General features: G+C 53.3%; 17 protein-coding genes and 1 other annotated feature. All 17 genes read right to left on the reverse strand.

All coding sequences use genetic code 11. The features are described 5' to 3' along the window. Positions 1-3 precede the first annotated feature (3 nt). A complete protein-coding gene (locus NST07_RS27490) occupies positions 4-1380 on the reverse strand; it encodes a folylpolyglutamate synthase/dihydrofolate synthase family protein (protein ID WP_341095749.1) in 1377 nt (458 codons plus the stop codon). A gap of 5 nt (positions 1381-1385) precedes the next feature. Beyond that, a complete protein-coding gene (locus NST07_RS27495) occupies positions 1386-4022 on the reverse strand; it encodes a valine--tRNA ligase (RefSeq protein ID WP_342481979.1) in 2637 nt (878 codons plus the stop codon). Positions 4023-4195: 173 nt separating this feature from the next. Next, positions 4196-4480 (reverse strand) — a binding site (T-box leader). Between the two features lie 219 nt (positions 4481-4699). After that, positions 4700-6118, reverse strand: coding sequence for a LysM peptidoglycan-binding domain-containing protein (locus tag NST07_RS27500; protein WP_341095751.1), 1419 nt, complete (start codon positions 6116-6118; stop codon positions 4700-4702). Between the two features lie 138 nt (positions 6119-6256). Further along, positions 6257-7678, reverse strand: coding sequence for a glycosyltransferase family 4 protein (locus NST07_RS27505; RefSeq protein ID WP_341095753.1), 1422 nt, complete (start codon positions 7676-7678; stop codon positions 6257-6259). Positions 7679-8012: 334 nt separating this feature from the next. Next, positions 8013-8864 carry a neutral zinc metallopeptidase gene (locus NST07_RS27510; protein WP_341095755.1) on the reverse strand — a complete coding sequence of 284 codons (852 nt, stop codon included), beginning with the start codon at positions 8862-8864 and terminating at the stop codon, positions 8013-8015. Between the two features lie 163 nt (positions 8865-9027). Further along, complete coding sequence (locus NST07_RS27515) at positions 9028-9474, reverse strand: hypothetical protein (protein ID WP_342480543.1); 447 nt, start codon at positions 9472-9474, stop codon at positions 9028-9030. A gap of 557 nt (positions 9475-10031) precedes the next feature. Next, on the reverse strand, positions 10032-10904 hold the full coding sequence (locus NST07_RS27520; protein WP_342481980.1) for an RluA family pseudouridine synthase: 873 nt from the start codon (positions 10902-10904) through the stop codon (positions 10032-10034). Between the two features lie 71 nt (positions 10905-10975). Next, complete coding sequence (gene hemL, locus NST07_RS27525) at positions 10976-12277, reverse strand: glutamate-1-semialdehyde 2,1-aminomutase (protein WP_342480544.1); 1302 nt, start codon at positions 12275-12277, stop codon at positions 10976-10978. A 32-nt stretch (positions 12278-12309) separates the two neighbouring features. Beyond that, the gene (gene hemB, locus NST07_RS27530) at positions 12310-13308 is read right to left on the reverse strand and encodes a porphobilinogen synthase (RefSeq protein ID WP_341095763.1); all 999 of its coding nucleotides are present in this window, start codon (positions 13306-13308) and stop codon (positions 12310-12312) included. Between the two features lie 568 nt (positions 13309-13876). Further along, positions 13877-15424, reverse strand: coding sequence for a uroporphyrinogen-III C-methyltransferase (gene cobA / locus NST07_RS27535; RefSeq protein WP_341095767.1), 1548 nt, complete (start codon positions 15422-15424; stop codon positions 13877-13879). 5 nt (positions 15425-15429) lie between these two features. Continuing rightward, positions 15430-16416, reverse strand: coding sequence for a hydroxymethylbilane synthase (hemC, locus tag NST07_RS27540; RefSeq protein WP_341095769.1), 987 nt, complete (start codon positions 16414-16416; stop codon positions 15430-15432). 58 nt (positions 16417-16474) lie between these two features. Continuing rightward, a complete protein-coding gene (locus tag NST07_RS27545) occupies positions 16475-16681 on the reverse strand; it encodes a hypothetical protein (protein WP_341095772.1) in 207 nt (68 codons plus the stop codon). Positions 16682-16770: 89 nt separating this feature from the next. Next, complete coding sequence (locus tag NST07_RS27550; protein ID WP_342480545.1) at positions 16771-17418, reverse strand: NAD(P)-dependent oxidoreductase; 648 nt, start codon at positions 17416-17418, stop codon at positions 16771-16773. A gap of 5 nt (positions 17419-17423) precedes the next feature. Further along, the gene (ccsA, locus tag NST07_RS27555) at positions 17424-18251 is read right to left on the reverse strand and encodes a cytochrome c biogenesis protein CcsA (protein WP_340899736.1); all 828 of its coding nucleotides are present in this window, start codon (positions 18249-18251) and stop codon (positions 17424-17426) included. Positions 18252-18256: 5 nt separating this feature from the next. Next, positions 18257-19648, reverse strand: a complete 1392-nt coding sequence (gene hemA, locus NST07_RS27560) for a glutamyl-tRNA reductase (protein WP_341095777.1) — start codon at positions 19646-19648, stop codon at positions 18257-18259. Positions 19649-19943: 295 nt separating this feature from the next. Then, positions 19944-20966, reverse strand: coding sequence for a LacI family DNA-binding transcriptional regulator (locus tag NST07_RS27565; protein ID WP_341095779.1), 1023 nt, complete (start codon positions 20964-20966; stop codon positions 19944-19946). Positions 20967-21035: 69 nt separating this feature from the next. Beyond that, positions 21036-22616 carry an ABC transporter substrate-binding protein gene (locus tag NST07_RS27570; RefSeq protein ID WP_076114210.1) on the reverse strand — a complete coding sequence of 527 codons (1581 nt, stop codon included), beginning with the start codon at positions 22614-22616 and terminating at the stop codon, positions 21036-21038. Between the last annotated feature and the right edge of the window lie 9 nt (positions 22617-22625).

Here is a 22625-nt window from a genome sequence, read left to right on the forward strand (position 1 = left end):
TCGTCACCAGCCTTTTTCAGAATCGGGTTGCTGCAAAAGCGTACTTCGTACATCAGAAATCAAATACAGCGTTCCGGACACGACAGCAAGGTCGTCTTCCGCTGTGATCGATTGCAGCAGTTGCAGCGCCTTACCCCAATTACGTTCTACTATGATTTTTAAGTTTTCTTTAGCATATTTCTCACGCAGACGTTCTGCGATGGCCTGCAGATCTTCCGCGTCCATTTTCTTCCGGAAATCCGGTTCGGTCAGGATGAGCGTATCCACTATAGGCAGTATATGCTTGAAGTATGACTCATGATGCTTATTTGCCAGCATCCCCATGAGCAAATTTAATTTACCGTATTTATAAAACTGCGGAAGGCTCTTGGCCAGGCTCTCCGCACCTTCGGGGTTGTGCGCCCCATCCAGTACAATGCGCGGAGAAGCACTTACCTCTTCCAGCCTTCCAGCCCAGAATGTGCTTCGGAAACCCTCCAGCACATCCTCATCCTCCAGCATAAAGGCCATATATTGCCGCAGAACCTCCAGCGCCATCATGGCCCCGGCCGCATTGCTGAGCTGATGCTCGCCTTTCATGGCAATGCCGATCTCAAGGGAGCGGAAGGGACCCTTAAAGTTAAAGCTCTGCACGCCATCTTTGATTCCGGCTAGCTCATAGCTGAAATCTTCCCCGGCCAGATAGAGGGTAGAGCGGCTGTCTGCCGCTTTGGCCTTAAGCACCGCTATCGCTTCCGGCTGGCTCACACAGCTGACTGCAGGAACACCCGGTTTGATAATTCCGGCCTTCTCACCGGCAATTTCCTCCAGCGTATCTCCCAGCACATCGGTATGATCATGTCCGACATTCGTAATCACGGACACAATAGGTGTCACGATGTTTGTTACATCCAGCCTTCCCCCAAGCCCCGTCTCCCATACGACTACATCCGGATAACAGACCTCCCCGAAGTAGAGAATCGCCAGCGCTGTAGCCACCTCGAACATCGTCGGTGAACCAAGCTCGCTGTCTGCAATTTCCTGTACCAGCGGGCGAAGCTTATTCGACAGCTCCAGCAAAGTATCTTCAGGAATATCCGTCCCGTTGTACTGGAAACGGTTAGTGAACTTGGTGATATAGGGCGAAGTAAAGGTCCCTACGCTGTAACCGCTCTGGATCAGCACACTCGTCAAAAAAGCGCAGGTCGAGCCCTTTCCGTTCGTCCCCGCCACGTGAATGAATTTCAGCTTGCGGTGCGGACGGTCCAGCTTCTCCATCAGCAGCTCAATCCGCTCCAGACCCGGACGGATGCCGAAAGGAATCAGACTGTTGATCCACTCTACCGCTTCTGTATAGGAACTTAAGGGAGCGGTACCGCCGCCCCCGATGATCTCTTCCATATCCCTTATCCTCTCAGCTCTGCGATGCGGGCGAGCACTTTCTCGCGTTTTGCGGAATAGTCCGCCTGCTTTGCACGTTCCTCTTCGATGACTTTTGCCGGCGCCTTGGCCACGAAGCCCTGATTGCCGAGCTTCTTCTCCACGCGCTCTACTTCGCTGTTCAGACTCTGAACTTCTTTTTCCAGACGGGTAATTTCCTGCTCAATATCGATCAGCCCCGACAGCGGCAGAAGAAGCTCTGCGCCCGTAACTACTGCGGACATGACTTTATCCGGCGTCTGCGGATCAAGGCTTGCTTCGAACGAAGATGTGTTGCAGAAGCGTCCGATGTAATTGTCGTTGCGGGTAATGATGCTCAAGGTGTCTTCATTTCCGGCTTTGATGATCAGCTCAACCTTCTTGCTCATCGGCACATTCACCTCGGCACGGATATTACGAACCGCACGAATGATGTCCATCAGCAGGGTCATTTCTGCCACTGCCTGCGGATTCTCAAGCGCTGCATCATATTTAGGCCATTCCGCCAGGGTGATCGTTTCGCCTTCATGCGGCAGATGCTGCCAAATTTCTTCGGTAATGAACGGCATGAACGGGTGAATCAGACGCAGCGTACGGTCCAGCACATAGGCCAGCACCGATTGCGTCTTCGCTTTGGCAGCAGCGTCAGCTCCATAAAGCGACAGCTTCGCGAACTCGATATACCAGTCACACAGATCATCCCAAATGAAGTTATACAAGAGGCGGCCGGTCTCGCCGTACTCGTACGAGTCAATTAGACGCGTAATATCACGAGAAGTTTCGTTCAAGCGATGCAGAATCCAGCGGTCTGCCGTACTAAGCTCACCTGTAATGTCAATATCTGCAAAGTTTACGCCTTCCAGATTCATCAGTGCAAAGCGCGAGGCATTCCAGATCTTATTGGCAAAATTACGCGCCTGCTCTACCTTCTCCATACGGAAACGCAGATCCTGGCCGGCTGTGCTGCCTGTCGAAATCATATAACGCATAGCATCTGCACCATATTGCTCGATAACATCCAGCGGATCGATCCCGTTGCCGAGCGACTTGGACATCTTACGTCCTTCGGCATCCCGCACCAAGCCGTGCATGAACACATCGGAGAACGGCTTCTTGCCGGTGAACTCCAGCGCGGAGAAGATCATGCGCGCTACCCAGAAGTAGATGATGTCATAGCCGGTAACCAGGACATTGTTTGGATAAAACCGCTGATAGTCGCTGCTGCTTTCATCCGGCCAGCCCAGTGTGGCGAACGGCCACAGATTAGAGCTGAACCACGTATCGAGAACGTCCTCATCCTGCTTCAGATCATCAAGTCCGCTGATTTCGCGGGCTTCCTCTTCCGTATACGCTACAAACACTTCACCTGTAGATTCAGAGTACCAGGCCGGGATGCGGTGTCCCCACCACAATTGGCGGGAAATACACCAGTCACGCACATTTTCGATCCAGTTCAAATATGTTTTCTCGAAACGGTCCGGCACGAAGTTAACGCCGTCACCGTTCTTCTGTGCAGTGATGGCAGCTTCGGCCAGCGGCTGCATCTTAACGAACCACTGGGTGGACAGATAAGGCTCAACCACTGCGCCGGAACGCTCGCTGTGTCCTACCTGATGCAGATGGTCCTCAATCGAAATCAGAACGCCCTGCTCTTTGAGATCAGCAACAATCGCTTTGCGGCATTCGCTGCGGTCCAGTCCCTGATAAGGACCGGCCTCCTCGTTCATCGTGCCGCCTTCATCCATCACATTGATCTGCGGAAGGTTATGGCGCAGGCCAACTTCAAAGTCATTAGGATCATGGGCCGGAGTAATTTTAACCGCGCCGCTGCCGAATTCTTTCTCTACGTAGTCATCGGCGATAATCGGAATTTCCCGGCCGATGACCGGAAGGATCAACGTTTTGCCGATTAGATCCTGATAGCGTTCATCCTTCGGATGCACCGCTACCGCCGTATCGCCCAGCATCGTCTCCGGACGTGTCGTTGCTACGGTGATGAATCCGCTGCCGTCTTTAAGAGGGTAGCGCAGGTGGTACAGGTGACCGTTAACCTCTTTGTACTCAACTTCAATATCGGATAAAGCGGTACGGGCTGCCGGATCCCAGTTGATAATGCGCTTGCCGCGGTAGATCAGTCCTTTACGGTATAACTCCACAAATACCTGGCGTACACCGCTGGACATCCCTTTATCCAGAGTGAACCGCTCGCGCGAATAGTCGAGAGACAGGCCCATCTTGGCCCACTGCTCATGAATGGTCTTGGCATACTGGTCCTTCCACTCCCATACCTGCTCCAGGAATTTCTCGCGGCCCAGATCATGCCGGGAAAGGCCCTGCTGGCGCAGCTTCTGCTCCACCTTGGTCTGGGTAGCAATACCAGCATGGTCCGTTCCCGGGAGCCAAAGGGTATCGAAGCCCTGCATCCGCTTGGTACGGATCAGGATATCCTGCAGCGTGAAATCGAGCGCATGCCCGATGTGCAGCATCCCGGTTACATTCGGCGGTGGAATTACAATGCTGTAAGGCTCTGCTTCAGGCCGCATTCCAGCCTTGAAGAACTCCTTCTCCATCCAATAGGCATACCATTTCTGTTCAGCCGCCTTCGGATCATATGTAGTCGGCATATCGCTCTTTGCGCTATTGCCCTCAGCAGCATCCTGTGCCGGATCTTGCGGCTTCAGCAGCTCTGCCGCCGCTTTGTTGTGATCAGCCATTCTAAACCCTCCATTTAAGTAACATTGGTAGATGTATCTCTGAAGCTGGACCTCTGAAAAAAAATACAAAAAGGCCCTTCGTCTCAAAGGACGAAAGGCCATTCTTTCGCGGTACCACCTTTGTTTCGCGCCAATGAAAAATAAACCACCGTTCCGGTCCCATAGGTTCCGGAGACTTAGCGCGACACTCACGCAGATAACGGCTGCAACCGGCCACTTCCTAACCTATGCTTCATAAATCTGAAGACAAGCTCAGAGGGGCAACTCCGGGGCGACTTCGGTGGCTGCATCCTGCGGAAACTCACAGCAATTTATAGTTCCGCTCTCTGAAGGGCTGACCGCCTACTCTTCCCGTTCCCAGTCTTTATTAAGAATTTACTTAATCCAATAATACATTTAGTACTATTCCTAGTCAACCAGCATACACACAAACTGCGGGACTTATACCGCCCATTTCTAAAATTAGCCCCTTCTCCTGATTCGAACCCCTGATGTTCATCCTTAATCTCAGGTCAGAGGACAGAAATACAAAAAATCCCGATCTCATCCGATCGGGATTCTGACACCGATGCGCCTGCCGGCATCTCTTAAGGGATATACAAAACTTGGCCTTCCTCCACATTCTGACCGGAAAGACGGTTGTACATGACAAGCTCTCTTGCACTGAGCTGATATTTCTCTGCTATAGTATCGATTGTTTCTTCACGCTGGACAATGCAGAGGCGCACTTTACGGAACAGATCCTTGCCGTTCAAGCCACCGATAAAGCGGCTTTTCCATTCCCCGTCACGGCCGGAGTCCGGAACAGGCGCCGCCGCAGCTGTATCCTCGGCGATAAGCTCCTCCTGTTCCTTTCTGGAGCGGCTGGAGCTGAGCAGGGAAGAGAAGGTGAGATGCTCCTTCGCAGGAATATCTTCTTGTCTCTTGCTTCCCAGGGCAACCTTCAGATCCGGCTTCTCCTCCTGCGGAGGTGCTGCTTCCTTAGAGATCGCGCCTTCGCCCGCGTTCTCCTGATCAGCGTGAGATAACGAGCTATCCTGAGCAAAAAGTGCCGCATAGTCCCCATTTTCAGCAGAGAAATCCTCTTCTTCCTGATGGGACGCCTGCGCCTCCGCGGCTGTGTTCTCAGCGGCAGCATCCGAAATGTCCTTTGCGCTGCCTGAACTTTCGGTGCCTGATACTTTGGCAATGTCAGAACTGTTAAAGGGATTTGTATAGCCAGCCTGATTTCCAGCGGCCGGAACAGCCTGCTCCGCTCTCCCTTGCGCCCCGAAGAAGTGTCCCGAAACAGGTTCGTTGTTCGCGGTTCCGGCTGTTGATATCCCCTGCGGGCTATCAAAGCTGTGTGTCCGCACCTTCACTTCCTTGTCCTTCTGTTGGGCCGGTGGGGATGCAGCAGGCTGGTGGGTGAACACAGTGCCTTCCAAAAACAGCGGATTCACAGCAGCTTCAGGACCACTGTGGGCAAACTCATGCTCCTCAGCGAAATTCTCTGCGGTGCCTTCGCCATAAGTCCACACTGAGTTTTCATACAACGCATCGTTCTCATGCTCCTTGGCCTCTACCCTAACCCCCGTGGCCTGTTTTTCCTCGTCAGGTGAATAAGCTGCCGTGTACTCTTCCTGCTGCCAGGCGGGCTGCGTCTCCGATCCCCCGATTCCCCGCAGCGAGAGTACACCAGTTATATTGACCGTACGCATCGTAAGCAGGTCGATATCGAAATTCTCAATCTCCACCCCTATGTCTTCAAGTGAGCTGACCCGGGTCAGCGGTACTGTGATTTCAACAGGAATGGCATGCTCCAGACGTTCCGTCCGGTCGTTCTCACCCCGGTAGAGTCCGGTGAGCAGAAGCTGTCCGTACAGCTCGGCCCGGTCCTCCCGCTGAATCACCTGGATTTCCGGAATCAGCTCCACCTCTTCCAGTTCAGCGATTCCCGGAAGTTCTTCCGAAAGGTGGATGCGTTCATAAATATCAAACCGCAAACCGTGGGACTGGTCAAACACGGGAAATGTCCTCCTTCTTGGCATAATCTAACCCCGAGACAAGCCCAGAGCATAAGCCCAAAATGTTACTCCTCTCATGTATATGCTTCAATCAGAAAGGCATGACAACTTTGGACACTTCATCAGAGCGGCTGTCTCTTATTGCTTGTCAAAACCAAAAATACGGGCATCGGGAACGGAATAATCCAGCGGCAGCCTGCTCCGCAGAGCCGGTACCAGTGGATTGCCGGGGGTAACGCTGCCCAGCAAATCAGCCGGATGAAAAGCTCCCTGAACCGCTCCTGCTTCCTTTTCCACTGCCAGCATTTCGCCTCCGGTCCCCCCTCTACGCAAGGTTTGCTTTCCCACCGCTTTGCGGTACACCTTAAGCGTTCCTTCCGTCATGACATCCAGCGAGCGGCAGCGGACCGCCCATTTTCTCGCCTGGTTTCCTGTCCGCCCGCGCAGTTCATCATCACCTAGCAGCAGTAGCAGCAGCTCCGCCAGCCCCCCTGAATCTTCCGTAGGAAAGATCCAGCCTGTTTCCCCGTGCTTAACCATTTCCGGCATCCCCGTCGTCCCGGCCACAATCGGTGCAATACCGGCAAGCTGGGCTTCTGTGACCGAGTAGGGCTGCGTATCCTGCAGGCTGGGCTGCACATAGATATCGGCCTGCTGCAACGTGGACGGGATATTGTCTAAATTACCCACAAACACCAGATGTCCCTGAATCCCCAGCGCTGCCGCCTGTGATCTCAGCTCTTCCAGGAGACTACCGCTCCCGGCTAAGACGCAGACCCAGTCCTGACGGCTGCGATGCACCAGACCCAGTGCGCCGATCAGCACATGTACACCCTTGATGTACTCGAAACGGCCGGCATACATAATCACCTTATGTCCCCCGCCAACTTGTACCGGGGAAGGCAATGCAGCCTTGTCATTGTACTGCTCCAGGTTGATTCCGTAAGGCAGCGTATGAATCCGCTCCCGAGTGACGCCGAGCTCATTCACCAGTTGACCGATCCATTTCGAAGACACCAGGATCAGGTCAGCGGCATGTGCGCCAAGCTGCTCGATCCGGCGGAAATAGCTCCAAATCGGCCGGCTCTCGTACTCCTCCTTCGTAAGCTCCCGTTCAATCCCCTTATACTCGTAGTACGACTCCCGGGCCAATGCCCCGTGAACGCTGGCCACCAGCGGCACCCGCTTTTTCATCACCCGCCGCAGCGCGTAAGTGGAAATGGGATCCTGGGCGTGGATGAGATCATAGTCCTCCAGGCCGAGCACAGCCGCTCCTCCCTCAAACACATAACGGCCGATTTCAAAACTGAAAATGCCATGCTCCAGGTGCAGATGCGGAAACCGCAGAGGATCGAGATAAGGCAGCAGCGTGTTATAGTATGCATTTTTATCAAAATAGCTCTCCTGGTTCAGCAAATATAACGTATTGCTCTCTACATGGCTTCCCATCAGCGTAACAGAATGACCCTGCTCGCTCAGCTTGTCTGAGAGCTGTTTCATATACGTCCAGATTCCGCCCATATTGGTGAGTCCCCAGTAGGTGACCAGCAGTATTTTCATGAACCCCTCTCCCCGGCTTGTAGAATTCATTTCATGAGGAGCAGCCTGCTCCGCGTTAACAAAGTATTATATGACCGGCGCTGATTATAAGGCATGGGCAACAGTCTCTTTCTATGAAAAAAGTACCTGCCTGTTAATAGAAGTAGGTCTGCCGACCAGCTGCCGGAATCCAAAAAGTTTGGAAGGAAGCGGTTTTCGCCCAAAGAATAAAAGCCTGTAGACGAGGCCGTATCGGCTCTGTCTCCAGGCTTATTTATACTTGGCTTAGCTCGCTCCCGCATAGGGGGATGGGCGGTTCCCGGGTTAAGCGGCTGACACTTTGCCCTCTCACATTCTATAGCTGAGCAGCGTTAAAAGTATCTCCGCCTTCAATGGTACCGGAGTTAAAACCTTTGTAGAACCAGCGTTTCCGCTGCTCCGAAGACCCGTGGGTGAAGCTGTCCGGCACCGCATATCCTTGTGCCTGCTTCTGGATCGTGTCATCGCCGACCGCACTCGCCGCCGTCAGGGCCTCCTCCAGATCGCCTTCTTCCAGCAGGTTCATGCCCTGGGCGTGATTGGCCCAGACTCCGGCCAGATAATCGGCCTGCAGCTCGAACCGGACCTGATATTTATTGAATTCCTTCTCGCTCAGGCTCTGGCGAAGCGAATTCAGCTGCTTCGACGTGCCCAACAGGGTCTGTACATGATGGCCCACCTCGTGGGCAATGACATAAGCCATCGCGAAATCGCCCGGCGCCTGGAAGCGCTGCTGCAGCTCATCATAGAAGCTCAGATCAATATACAGCTTGGCGTCCCCGGGACAATAAAACGGCCCGACTGCCGAAGTGGCTGTTCCGCAGGCAGAATCCACACTGCCGCTGTACATTACCAGCGTCGGATCCTTATAGGTCATTCCCTGCTGCTTAAAAATCTCACCCCACACCTCCTCGGTGTCGGCAAGAACCACGGATACAAATTCGGAAAGCTCCTGCTCCTCAGCCGTCTGCTCATAAGGAGCTGAAGAATTGGTACCACTGGATGTCAGGTTCCCTAAGATATCCCCGGCATTGCCCCCGCTGAGCAGTGTTACAATCACGACAAGAATAATTCCGCCGATCCCGCCGCCGATGACCTTCCCGCCGCCCCCGCCTCTGCCTCTGCGGTCCTCCACATTCGAACTGCCTCTTCTTCCCTGCCATTTCATGGCTATGCCCCCAGTCGTAGGATCGTTAATGTGCCAAGCTGCATTTCGTAAGGGTATATATCTTATTAGTGTTATACCCAAAAACGGCAGATTGGCACTTCCACTTGCTGGGCAGGCAGGAAATGGGGGGACAAGAAAGTAGAAACACGGCGGCAACGCTAATTCAGCTGCAATTTTCTGCAACACTTACATCGTCATTTGTAATGATGACGTTGGAATGGCCGGATAAGCTTTCGGTATACGAACATATCCCGACCGTTTTCGGCGAGTCCTCATCTCTTGGATCGGTATACTTAAGATAAATTCCGCCTTCACCGAAAAGGCTTAGCTCAGGGCTGATTTTCACCTTTCTTCCACTGGGTATCCCTTGCTCGAAGCTTTCCTTGGAACTGCTCTCAACGACCTGTCCAGTAGAATCGCTGGTAAGGACCCCAGTTTCTACGGAAAACAGATCGTAATCGGATTGATTGTCTACAGTCACAGTAAAACTGCCAAATTGTTGAATCAGTTTCACAACATCCGAACCGGCAGTAGCTGCAGTAATACTCCCGGCAATTATTAAAACCGCATCGAAGACGGCTATCGTTACAGAGATTCTGTTCCATTTCATCTGCTGTCCATCTCCTTTATTAGAAAGACGAACCGAGACGCAGAAATGTATCATTCGTTAAATATTTAGCACGGCTGGAGCTTGAAGGGGCGACACTCAGCTTTCCGCTGATCGGAGGTATTTGTGCCTCTCATTTCGCGGATTCGCTCACCTTCCGCCTATTCGGAGGTATCTGTACCTCTCATTTCGCCAAATCGCTCACCTTCCGCCAATTCGGAGGTATCTTTACCTCTCATTCGCCAATTTGCTCAACTTCCGCCCATTCGGAGGTACTTGTACCTCTCATTTCGCCAAATCGCTTACTTTCCGCCTATTCGGAGGTACTTGTGTCTCTCATTCGCGGATTCGCATCATCAAGTTTGTGACTTATTCACATTTGTGATTGTGATTATTAATTTTCCAGCAACAAAAAAAAGACACCAAGGCAGGGGACGGGACTGCACCTCGTCTCACAAACAGGGTGTAGCCCCTTCAGCCTCGGGTCTCTTTATAGTTGCATTATAAAATTTGATTGTCTTTAGATCATTTAGTCGCTAGGAAGCTCCAACAGACTGATTTCAGCCTATTGTCCCGCCGCCCAGTTCCTCCCGCAGCCGCAGCATATCCTCCGGCCATGGATCGGCTATTTCCAGCCTTTCCTTGCTCCATGGATGGCTGAAAGCCAACACCTCACCGTGCAGAGCCTGACGGCTGCTGCCTGTCAACCCCCAGCGCGGCCCGCCATACAGCTCATCCCCGTACAGCGGATGCCCCATATGGCTGAGGTGGACGCGGATCTGATGCGTGCGTCCAGTTTCCAGCTGCACCTTAAGCGAAGTGCCGCCTTGCAGCACCTCGCGTCCAAGGATTAACGTTACCGCGGATTGTCCGCCGGGCGACACACGCCTGCGCGCCGCATGATGGCGGTCGCGGCCAATCGGGGCGTCGATCACCTTGAGCGCAGGCGGGACGACGCCCTCCACAATCGCAGTGTACCGCCGCGATATCACCTTCTCGCGCATGTCTTCATCGAGTACAAGCTGCGCATATTCGTTCTTCGCATAGAGCACAGGACCCGTGGTATCCTTGTCCAACCGGTGTATATGCCGCACAGCGACGCCTCCGCCGGAAGCGGCATAATGCGCTGCAACAACATGATCCAGCGTTGTATCTGACCCGCTGCCGTCCGGGTGAACCGCCATACCCGCAGGCTTATGGACAACAAGGCAAAAGTCGTCCTCATACAGCACTTCAAGCTCCTGCCACACCGGCTCAATGCCCGCTTCCCGGTAAGGAAAAAGCGCCAGCCGCAGCCGGTCGCCCTTCCACTGGATGCCGCCTTCGCGGCGCAGCCGGGCATGGAGTTTCACCGGCATCCCGGCCGTCTCCAGCAGCCAGCGGTCTACCGCAGCCTGCGGATCGGCTGCTCCGGTAACGACCCGGCCGGGCATGGCTTCCAGCCATTCGCCGCGCCGGGTCCAGGCGCCGCCGCCCTGGACCGATACATTATCTGCTCCGGACGTCACAGTGACTTCAGGGCGTTCAAGTGAGCTTCGATAGTATCATCGATATCCTGCTCGCTGTGTACGGCGGATACGAACATTCCTTCGAACTGCGATGGCGGAACACTGATGCCCTGATCGAGCATCTTGGCGAAGTAGCTGCGGAACATATCCAGATTACTGGCTTTGGCCGTTTCGAAGTTGATTACCGGCCCTTCGGTAAAGAACGGGCAAACCATGGAGCCCACACGGTTAATCGTCAGAGGAATACCGGTCTCGGCGCTATTCCGCTTAAGACCTGCTTCCAGACGTGCGCCGAGTATCTCCAGGCGGTCGTACACCTCTGGCGTCAGCAGCTTGAGCGTGCTGAGACCGGAAGCCATCGCCAGCGGATTGCCGCTGAGCGTACCCGCTTGGTAGATCGGGCCGGATGGAGCGATCTGTTCCATAATCTCTCTTTTGCCGCCATAAGCGCCTACGGGGAGACCGCCGCCGATTACTTTGCCGAAGCAGGTCAGATCCGGTTCAATGCCGAATAGTCCCTGAGCGCAGCTGCGGTTTACGCGGAAGCCTGTCATGACCTCATCAAAAATCAGCAGTGCTCCGTAACCCGTCGTCACCTTGCGCAAGCCTTCAAGGAAGCCCGGAAGCGGCGGCACAACGCCCATATTCCCGGCAATCGGTTCTACAATAATCGCAGCAATCTCACTGCCATAGCGTTCAAAAGCGATTTTGACCCCTTCCAGGTCATTGTACGGCACAGTGATCGTGTTGACTGCTACGCCTTCAGGCACGCCAGGGCTATCCGGCAAACCAAGCGTGGCTACGCCGGAGCCGGCCTTGATCAGCAGGCTATCCGCATGGCCATGGTACGAGCCCTCAAACTTGAGGATTTTGCTGCGTCCGGTAGTTCCGCGGGCCAACCGGATCGCACTCATAGTAGCTTCCGTACCGGAGTTGACCATCCGCACAATATCCACTGAAGGGACACGTTCCACCACTGTTTTGGCCATTTCCGTCTCCAGCAGCGTAGGCGCGCCAAAGCTTGTCCCTTTTACGGCCGTCTCCTGCAATGCCTTTACGACCTCTGGGTGAGCATGCCCCATAATGAGCGGTCCCCACGAGCAGACGTAGTCGATAAAGCTGTTGCCGTCGATATCGCAAATGCGCGAACCCGCGCCATGATCCACATAAACCGGTGTCAATCCTACGGATTTGAACGCCCGCACCGGGCTGTTCACCCCGCCGGGAATATACTGCTTCGCTTCTTCAAAAGCTGCACGGGAAGCTTCTTCCCGGCGCGCCAATGGTACATTACCCATGGTTTCTCACTCCTGTTCGATTCTTGATTAGCTTAGCCCTTCAGCCAGCGTGCCGCATCCTTGGCAAAATAGGTAATGATAATATCCGCTCCTGCACGCTTCATGCCGGTCAGCATTTCCAGTACTACCGCCTGCTCGTCGATCCAGCCCTGCAGCGCCGCCGCTTTGACCATGGAGTATTCTCCGCTCACATTGTAGGCAACCAGCGGCAGATCAAACTGGTCGCGGATGGTCCGGATGACATCCAGATAAGCCAGCGCAGGTTTCACCATCAGCATATCTGCACCTTCCAGCACATCCGAATCCGCTTCGCGGATCGCCTCCCGCAGATTGGCCGGGTCCATCTGGTAGGTTTTGCGGTTGCCGAACTGCGGAGCAGAGTCAGCGGCTTCACGGAACGGGCCGTAGAAGGCCGAAGCATATTTTACCGAATAGGACATAATCGGCACATGCTCGAAGCCATTCTCATCCAGTCCGGTGCGGATCGCCTGCACGAAACCATCCATCATGTTGGAAGGTGCGATAATGTCCGCCCCGGCCTTGGCCTGCGATACCGCTGTTCGGGTCAGCAGCTCAAGCGAAGCATCGTTGATGACATCGCCGTGCACGACACCGTCTACTGTGTGGGTATGAACCATCCCGCAGTGGCCGTGATCGGTGAATTCACACAAGCAGGTATCGGCAACGACCAGCAGCTCAGGGTACCACTGCTTGATCAGCCGCGTAGCTTCCTGCACGATGCCGTCATCGGCAAAACCAGAAGAACCGATCGCGTCCTTGGTCTCAGGAATGCCAAACAGCAGCACAGCAGGAATGCCCAGTGCAGCAATTTCATCCACTTCGGCCTTCAGCATGTCGAGCGAAAAATGATACACACCCGGCATGGAGCCGATCTCATTCTTCACACCTGTTCCATAGGTTACAAAAATCGGCTGGATGAAATCCAGCGTATTTAATATTGTCTCACGCACCATTCCGCGAATTCCGGCTGTTCCTCGCAGACGGCGGTGCCGTGTAATTGGAAAACTCATTGGACATCCTCCTGTATAGTAGATATATAAACACATACTTTAAGTGATCTATTGAACAATAGCCCAGCTGTGAATGAGACCCGGAGAGGGGCATCCCATATAGTCACAGACGAACTCGGTCGGACTGAGGTGAACTCAGAGTAACACAGAAAAATACAGGCAAACAAAGGGCAAACCAAGCTAACCCAGCAAAACCAGCTAACCCAGTAAACCCAGCTAACCCAGCTAACCCTGCAAAACCAGCAAAACCAGCAAACCAAGCAAACCAAGCAAACCAAGCAAACCCCGCTAACCAGCTAACCCTGCTGTAAACCCAGTAAACCAAGCAAACTCAGGCAGATTGCGCTAACTGCATTCTCTGCAACTAATTTCACAATATACCCGCTGATTTGCCGCCTAACTGTACTTCATACAACTAAAATCACCGAAATAGCGATTTCCGCTTAAACCGGCAAATTTAGCTGTACAGAATACAACTAACCACCCTTATGAGAGATATAAGTCTATTTTAGCTGTACAAAGTACAGCTAAGTTAGATTTCCCTATTCGTCCGCCAGCCATTAAATGATTATTGCAGCCGCGTTCCTTCATTCCAGCGGCACAGCTCCTGTACCAATCCCTCGATCGTCGCCTCGTCGGGGAGCAGCCCCGGGGTCAGACCGGCTTCTACGGCAGTCTTCTCGGTCACGGGGCCGATGCAGGCAATCTTCACGCCCGCCAGCAGCGGAAGCGGATCTTCAAGCCCCATCCGCTTCAGGATGCTGATGAAGTTGCGCACTGTCGAAGAGCTGGTGAAGGTAACCGCGTGAATCCGCTTCTCCTCCAGCAGCTTAAGCAGCTCGATGTCATCCTCGCCGGTGACCACCGTCTCGTAGGTGTCCACTTCGGTCACTTCCAGCCCCAGCTCCCTCAGCTTGTCCGGCAGCCACTCGCGCGCGAGGTCGCCGCGTGGCAGCAGCACCTTCTGCCCAGGCAGCAGCCTGGAGCCGAAGGCTTCGATCAGCCCTTCTGCCTGGAAGACTCCAGGCAGCTCCTCGGCCACCAGCCCGCGCTGGGCCAGCGCCGCGGCTGTGGCCGGTCCCACCGCGCCGATGCGCGCGCGGTGCAGGCCGCGGATGTCCACCTTGAGCTCCGCCAGGTGACGCCAAAAAAACTCCACGCCGTTCGCGCTCGTGAAGAAGACCCAGTCGTATGCGGATAACGCGCCGAGCGCTTCTGCAATCTTGGCCTTCTTCCCTGCGCCTTCCGGCATGACCGTCTCAATGACCGGGAACTCGTACGGCTCCCCGCCCAGTTCCTCGATCCGGTCCACCAGCTCGCTGGCCTGGCTGCGGGCCCGTGTAACCACAATGCGCTTGCCGAACAGCGGCAGCGCTTCTACCCACATCAGCTGCTGGCGCTGCAGCACCACGTCGCCGACGACGATGACGGCAGGCGGCTGGAAATCCGCCGCCTTTACCTTCGCCTCAATGTCGGCGAGTGTCCCGATCAGCGTCTCCTGATCCGCGCGCGTACCCCAGCGGACAAGCGCGACCGGCGTTTCCGGCGGCCGACCGTGTTTGATCAGCTGGGCGCTGATATAGCCGATTTTGGCAACGCCCATCAGAAACACCAGTGTTCCCGTAGCATTTGTCACCTTATCCCAATGAATGGAATGATCCAGCTTATCCGGACTTTCATGTCCGGTAATAATCGAGAGCGAGGAAGCATAATCCCGGTGAGTCACCGGAATGCCGGCATAGGCCGGCACGCTGATCGCCGAGGTAATGCCCGGCACAATCTCATAATAAATGCCATGTCTGCGCAGCAGCTCCGCTTCTTCACCCACACGGCCAAAAATCGTCGGGTCTCCGCCCTTCAGCCGCACGACCGTCTTTCCCTCAAGCGCCAGATCGACGAGCAGCTGATTGATTTCCTCCTGCTTCATCGTATGGCGGTCAGGCAGCTTGCCTACGTATATTTTTTCTCCGCCGGACTTCATATGTTTCAGCAACCTCGGGCTGGCCAGCCGGTCGTAAACCAGCACATCCGCCTTCTGGATGCACTCCAGGCCTTTCACCGTAATCAGCTTGGCGTCCCCTGGACCTGCACCTACAAGATAGACTTTCCCCTTCATCTCCATCATCCCCTTACATCCGCCAAAATCTTCTCTGCTCCCCGGGCAATAAGCTTCCTGGCGACCTCTTCGCCAAGCTGAACCGGATCTTCCCCGGTGCAGGTTTCCTTCAGGATCACTGAGCCATCCGGCGTTCCCACCATGCCGGTCAATGTGATGACCCTGCGGGTAGAATCCGGTGCAGCAGAACCTGCTAATGCATTGGATTCAGTTCCACTGTCTTCTGCTCCCAGTACCGCAAAAGCGCCAATCGGCACCTGACAGCCGCCGTTCAGTGCGCCAAGAAACGTCCGTTCCGCCGCCACTGTAAGGGCCGTATGCTCATCATTATAAAGTGCCAGCAGCTTCCGCAGCTCGGCGTCATCCTCCCGGCATTCGATGCCGAGTGCTCCCTGCCCGACAGCAGGCAGGCAGACCTCCGGCGGCAGATATGCCGTTACCCGGTCCTCCCAGCCCATACGTGAGAGACCCGCAGCCGCCAGCAGGATCGCGTCGAATTCGCCGCTCTCCAGCTTCTTCAGCCGTGAGTCAATGTTGCCGCGCACCGGCTGAATGTCCAGATCAGGCCGCAGTGCGGCAAGCTGGCTGGAACGGCGCAGGCTGCTGGTACCGACACGCGCACCCTGCGGCAGCTCATCCAGACTAGCTGCTCCGGTAGCGATCAGGCAGTCACGCGGATCGACCCGTCGCGGCACAGCACCGTTAATCAGCCCTTCCGGCAGCTCAGAGGGCATATCCTTCATACTATGTACAGCCATATCGATCTCTTTGGCCAGCATGGCCTGCTCAATTTCCTTTACGAACAACCCTTTGCCGCCCACTTTGGACAAGGTGACATCCAGAATCCGATCGCCTTTGGTGACAATCCGGTGCACTTCAAAGGTGAAGCCGAAGCCGTGTTCCTCACTCAGACGCTCCAGATCGGCGATGACATGCCCCGTCTGTGTCAGCGCGAGCGCGCTTTGTCTGCTGCCTACAATAATCTTGCGCATATTTACATTCCTCCCGGTAACCTGCATGTGCCTTACTGCTCTCACAATCATACTACTCTTATACAATCAGCGGCATGCCTGCTGTTTTTTTCACGTTCTCACATTTACCCCAAGACCAAACCGAATTCACCCGTGAGCTGCTCTTTACAACGGCATCTGCAAGGCTTGGTTCAGCCACATTCCGGTCATTTACCCGGCGTTTCCCCAGATTCGGCCACCAATGGAAACTCCCGCAACATTCCGGCAAGTTTTTCACTTCTACCAACAACTCGTGCCTTTTTCAGCAGTCTTCGGTCTTATTCAAAAATGGCTTCCGCACATCTCCAGCCCAACGTTCCAGGAGCTTTAACATATCTACGCCTCACGGTTAGCGGCAATCCAGACCTGAACCGTCTCCGGGCTCCACTCTTTAAAAGTACCCTGTCTGATCTCATCCAACACGTCCAGACGGGCCAGCTTGCGCAGAAGCCGTGCACGGACCGCGGCTGTAGGCTCCTGCCGCTTGATCTCTACCCGCAGCGCATGCAAAAAATCCAGATACGGCTCGTATTCCTCGCCCAGCATCTCCGCAACCTGCTCCGTAATCTTCGCAGCCACACCAGGACCAGCGCCCGAGGTCGATACGGCCACCGTCAGACGTCCCCGGCGAAACACGCCGGGAGTAATGAAGTTCCCCGCCTCGGCATGGCTGGCCACATTCACCGGAAGGCCCAAAGCCTTTGCCTCCCGTGCAGTTGCTTCATTAACCGCCGCATCACTGCTGGCGGCATAGGCCAGGAAGGCCCCCTCAAGATCCCCGGGAGCATAAGGGCGGCTAATCCAGATTAGCATGCCCTTCTCTGCAAGTTCGCTAAGCCTCTCCGTTAACGAGGGGCTGACAACGGTCACCGCCGCTCCTGCTTCCAGCAGCGGACCTACTTTACGCTCGGCAACGGCCCCGCCGCCGATCACCACAATCCGTTGATCCTGCAAATCCAGCATGACAGGAAAATAGTTCACCATGTTCATCACTTCCCGCCCCAGCCGTGGAAATCAGACCATGAATTCAACAGAAAATTCAGGATAATGAAGCCGTATCCCGAAATCGCCCAGCGGGCCATAACCGTCCCGCTTCTTCGGCCGGACCGCTTCAGCAAGATATAGGTTATGTAAATCCCAAGCCCGACAAGTGTAGTCAGCACCTTGGGATCCTGGAACAGCGGGGTCCGCCCCTCTGCGATAATGGACATGCCCGCCAATACAAGCGATACGCTCAGCAGGGGAACCCCGGCGAGAATTGATGTATACGAATATTTATCCATCGTTTCCAGACTAGGCAGACGCCGGACGCGGTCATCCCATTTCTTGCTCTTCAGCTTACTGTGCAGGAACAGATACATTATCGCAAATACCGCACCCAGTGTCAGTGCGCCAAAGCTCAAATTAGCTAAAATAATGTGCATTGCCAGCCATCCGTGCACCGCACTCCAGCTCTCCAGGCCATGATCCGCAGCCGTCAGCCATACCCGGTTCAGCAGGAACACACTGAAGCCCGCTCCGCTGAGCAGCAGGATGGTGAATTCACCTCCACGCGTGTACGCCACCGCAAGTGAAGTCAGCACGATACTGAATGAGAACCAGAACAGGAAATCATACGGGGTGAAAATAGGCAGTCCTCCCTCCTGGGAGAACCGGATCGCAAGCCCGGCAGACTGCAGCAGTCCCACAACGACAAGAAGCCCCGTGCCTAGCCGCTTCCCGCCCGGATTACGCCGAAGGCAATCCGAGAAAATAAACAGCAGGCTCAGGGCATATAGCAGCAGAGCGGTATCATATATTCCGTTCAGCAGTTGCATGTTCTTCACCCGCCCAGCAGGCCTGCCGGAGCAAACACCGTCTTAGGCACGTTAAAGTCGATGCTTGAAGAACGTTCATTGTCAGTCCGCTCAACCGGTGCAGGGCTGCCGCTGTCCGGATCGGTTCCCAGCTGCTCCTGAAGGGCAAAGATTTGCGTGAAATAATCAAGTGCCTCACTCCCCTGCTTGCCGCCGGACAGTTCCTTAATCACATTGATCGGATCATGCATCATCTGGTTCACAATACTTTTCGTCAGGCGGCGGATCACCTTGCGCTGGTGCTCGTCCAGCTCAGGCAGCTTGTTGAACAGACTATCCATAGTTTCTTCATAAATTCCATTCGATTTGTCCTGAAGCGCACGGATGACCGGTCTGACGCCAAGCGTCTTCAGCCATACCTGGAATTCCTCCATCTCTTCTGCGATCATGACCTCGATCTTGGCCGCCTCACTGCGGCGCATCTCCAGATTGCTCTCGACAATGCCTTCCAGATCATCAATGTCATACAGGAACACATCCGGCACACTTGCGGCCGCCGGATCAATATCACGCGGAACGGCAATATCAATCATGAACAGCGGCCGCGAAGGACGGCGCTTCATGCCGGCAGCCACCTGATCCGCTGTCAGCACAAAACCGTCAGCTCCAGTAGAGCTGATGACAATATCCACTTCATCGAGATGCTTCAAAGCCTCGTCAATCGTGCTCGGTTTCCCCGAGAACTTCTCAGCCAGCTCTATCGCCCGCGACAACGTGCGGTTGGCAACAATAACCTCTGCCGCACCGCTGCTGTACAGATGCTTCACCGTAAGCTCGCTCATTTTGCCGGCGCCGAGAATCAGCACTCTTTTGCCGGTGAACATGCCGAAAATACGCTTGCCCAGCTCCACCGCCGCATAACTGACCGAAACCGCGCTTTCGCCGATCGAAGTTTCACTATGCGCACGTTTGCCGAGCGTCACAGCCTGCTTGAACAGCTGGTTGAACCATGTGCCGGTCACGCCTTCTGCTTGGGCAGACAAAAAAGAATTGCGCACCTGTCCCAGGATCTGCGTCTCACCAATCACCATGGAATCTAAACCGCAGGTCACACGGAACAAATGGGCAATAGCCTGCTCATCTTCATATATATACATATGCTGTGCAAATTGTTCACTCTTTACATTGAACCACTGCTCCATAAAGCTGCGGATGAAGTATCCGCACATATGAAGGCGGTCCACGACCACATAAATTTCCGTCCGGTTACAGGTGGCGACGACAACCCCCTCCAAAACGCTCTTGGTCTGCATCAGTTCATGGAGCGCCGCAGGCAGATCCTTCTCCGCAAATGCGAACTGCTCTCTCACCTCTACAGGAGCTGTACGGTAATTCAGGCCAACGACGACAATATGCATCGCTTGTTCACCATCCTAGTCTCTAATCAGTGGTGTAGGCACTATCACTGTTTATCCATATTTAAAGGTATGTCATTCACAACATCCGAAATCGCTGTGTTAAGTATATCACAAGGAAATAGGGCTTTTTATAAAACCTTTGAACTATTTATGACATCCAGATAATAATTATTATAAATAAAAATCTACAGAAGTGCTATCGTTTATGATGGGTTTTTTTCAGAATAATTATAATGTTTTTTTATAGCAAAAAGGAGCAGCGCTTTACCTGCTCCTTTAACAACAACACTTCACCCTAATAATCCTTGATCATCCTGCAAGAGCCGCGTTTGAGCAATACCGCATCGTAGACAATATGCTGGTTATTTGACTGTCCCGAGATGAGGTCAAAGAGAACGCCCACGCTTGATAATGCCATTTCCGTGCCCGGTTGGCTGATTGTATCCAGAGAAGGATGATAATACTCAGCCATCTCAATACCATCAAAGCCAAGGATCGAGATGTCGCCCGGAATAGACAACCCGGCGGTAAGCACAGCTTTGGCCGCACCAATCGCAATCGTATCGGAGGCTGCAAAAATAGCCGTAACTCCCTTATTCTTGTTGAACAGTCTACGCGCGGCATTAAATCCGGAGCTGGGACTGTATTCACAATCCTCGACCAATTGAGCATCGTAAGGCAGATCATGCTCTTCCAGTGCTTTTTTGTAGCCCAAGTGCCGGCGGTTTCCTGTGGTTTCGTCCAATAAAGGGGACTTAGCCAGAAACCCGATATTCGTATGTCCGAGTGAGATTAAGTAATTGGTCGCCTTATAGGCTTCCTTCAATTCATCAATGATCACACTGGAAAATACGGAAGGGTCCACCTTCTGGGTTGAGGTAATCGTCGTCAGCACAAAAGGAATCGTCAGCTGTTTGAACTTTTCTTCGGAATGATTATACGTTCCGCCCATAAAGATAATCCCGCAGAGATTCTTTTCTTTCACCAGTTGAATAGCCGCTTTGATTTCATCCGTTCCATCCTCCACCTGTTGAATGAGAAACGGGTAACCCCGCAAATTAACCTGCCGTTCAATTTCTTTGATCATATTGGAAAAGAAAGGATTGGTAATCCCCTTGACCATAAGTGCAATGTTCTTGGATTCCGTGGTTTTCAAATTCCGTGCGTTGGAATTGGGAACATAATTATATTCCCTGACCACACTTAGAACCTTTTCTCTTGTCGCCTTGCTCACCAGCCCTTTGTTGTTGATTACCCGCGAGACTGTTGAGATGCCGACACCGGAAATCCGCGCGATATCCTTGATATTTACGTCCACTGTACTCCCCCATCTATGGGTAAAGGAGCTATAAGTACTTATAGCTCCCTTACGCCTTATAGCATTCCTTTAGTTGACAGGAACAAATTCTGCTAATTGTTTCTGTACTTCGGCAATGACCTTGTCAATTCCTGCTTTTTTCAGCTGTTCGCGGTATTCTGCAACTGCTTTTTTAGGCTCCTGGCTAGTTTTGCCAAGCATCAGCTGGATACCAAGCTGTGAATTCACGTTGGAGATTGAAGCGATTTCTGTAGTCACATTCGATGGATCGAAGCTGAATCCGTTGTACGGATCATCGATTGCCACTTTATCCCATTCAGCGAACAAAGAGTTGCGGATAGGGTTTTCGGTATCACTCGGAACAACGAACTTGTCATTTCTGAGTGACCAGGCCGAGAAGCCGCCGGCATCTGTTTTTTCATTGTAGCCTGGAGGGAATTTCTTGATGCCGTCTTCAATGACATATTGTTTGCCTTCAATTCCGTATTGAATAAGGTTGTAATAGCTCTCATCAGTCATAAACTTCTCAATCACCATCAGTGCGCGTTCCGGATTAGCCGAATTTGTGCTGATTACGGTCGAGTTGTCCACGCCCATCTTACGTTTGATTTTCTTGTTCGCTTCAGCGAAAGTGAAGAAGTAAGGATCTGATTCAGGTTGTGCCTTGATATCCGCTCCATACTGACCGATCCAGTCTTGGGCATGAGTCAAATAACCTGCAGAGTTTCCCGCTCTAAAGTTCTCTTTCCCGCCCATGGTTGCGGACAGCACATCTTTACCCCAATACCCTTTATCCGCCCATTCACGCATTTTCACAGCCCAATCTTCAAATTCCTGGGTGTAGGCCGGATGGAAGACGGTTTTGAAGTCCTCCGGACTTTTGGTCACCAGATTCAGTTCATTTAGAGAAATACCAGGGGCGTTAAGCCACATATCCGTGGTATCGACCAGCATTCTGAACATATTCTGCGCATCTTCAGCCTTGCCGTTGATCGGCGTGAAGGATTCGTTAGCAACAACATTGTCCATGTACTTCACCATATCATCTATTGAGCTGATTTTTTCCATGCCGTATTTCTTCAGCAGATCAGAACGATAAGCGAAACCGGTAGGTGTGTATTCACTGTAAAGACTCGGAACTCCATAAATTTTGCCTTTGTATTTCGTGTTCTCCCAGACAGTTGCAGGAATTTCTGCCTTCAGCTTAGGAGCAACCTTGTCGAGCATCTCCGTGATGTCCACGAGTGCGCCTTCACTGGCTAATGTAAAATAGGAAACTGGTGCTCCGGGAGAGGCGTGGGACATATCAAAATTTTCACCGGAAGCAAATAACAACGGGTACTTGGTAGCCGTATCCGGCCAGTCAATATACTTCACTTCAATGCTTGCGTTCAGATCTGCCTTGAGCTTCTTGTTGATCTCGCCAAGGATCGCCTTGTTGTTAACCCCTTCACTGCCCCACAGGTAGTACGTCAGCTTAGCTTCCTTGGAAGTGTCTACTCCACCCGTATTTGCAGTAGTTTCCGACTTTCCGGAATCCGTTGGAGAAGTGCTTGACTCATTGTTGTTGTTCTTGGACGTACAGGCTGTCAATACCCCGGCAAGCATGAGGACTGCCATTAAAGAAGACGCGATTTTTTTACCTTTCATCAGGTAAGC

The sequence above is a fragment of the Paenibacillus sp. FSL L8-0340 genome (genome assembly GCF_038593145.1).
Lineage (GTDB): Bacteria > Bacillota > Bacilli > Paenibacillales > Paenibacillaceae > Paenibacillus_AQ.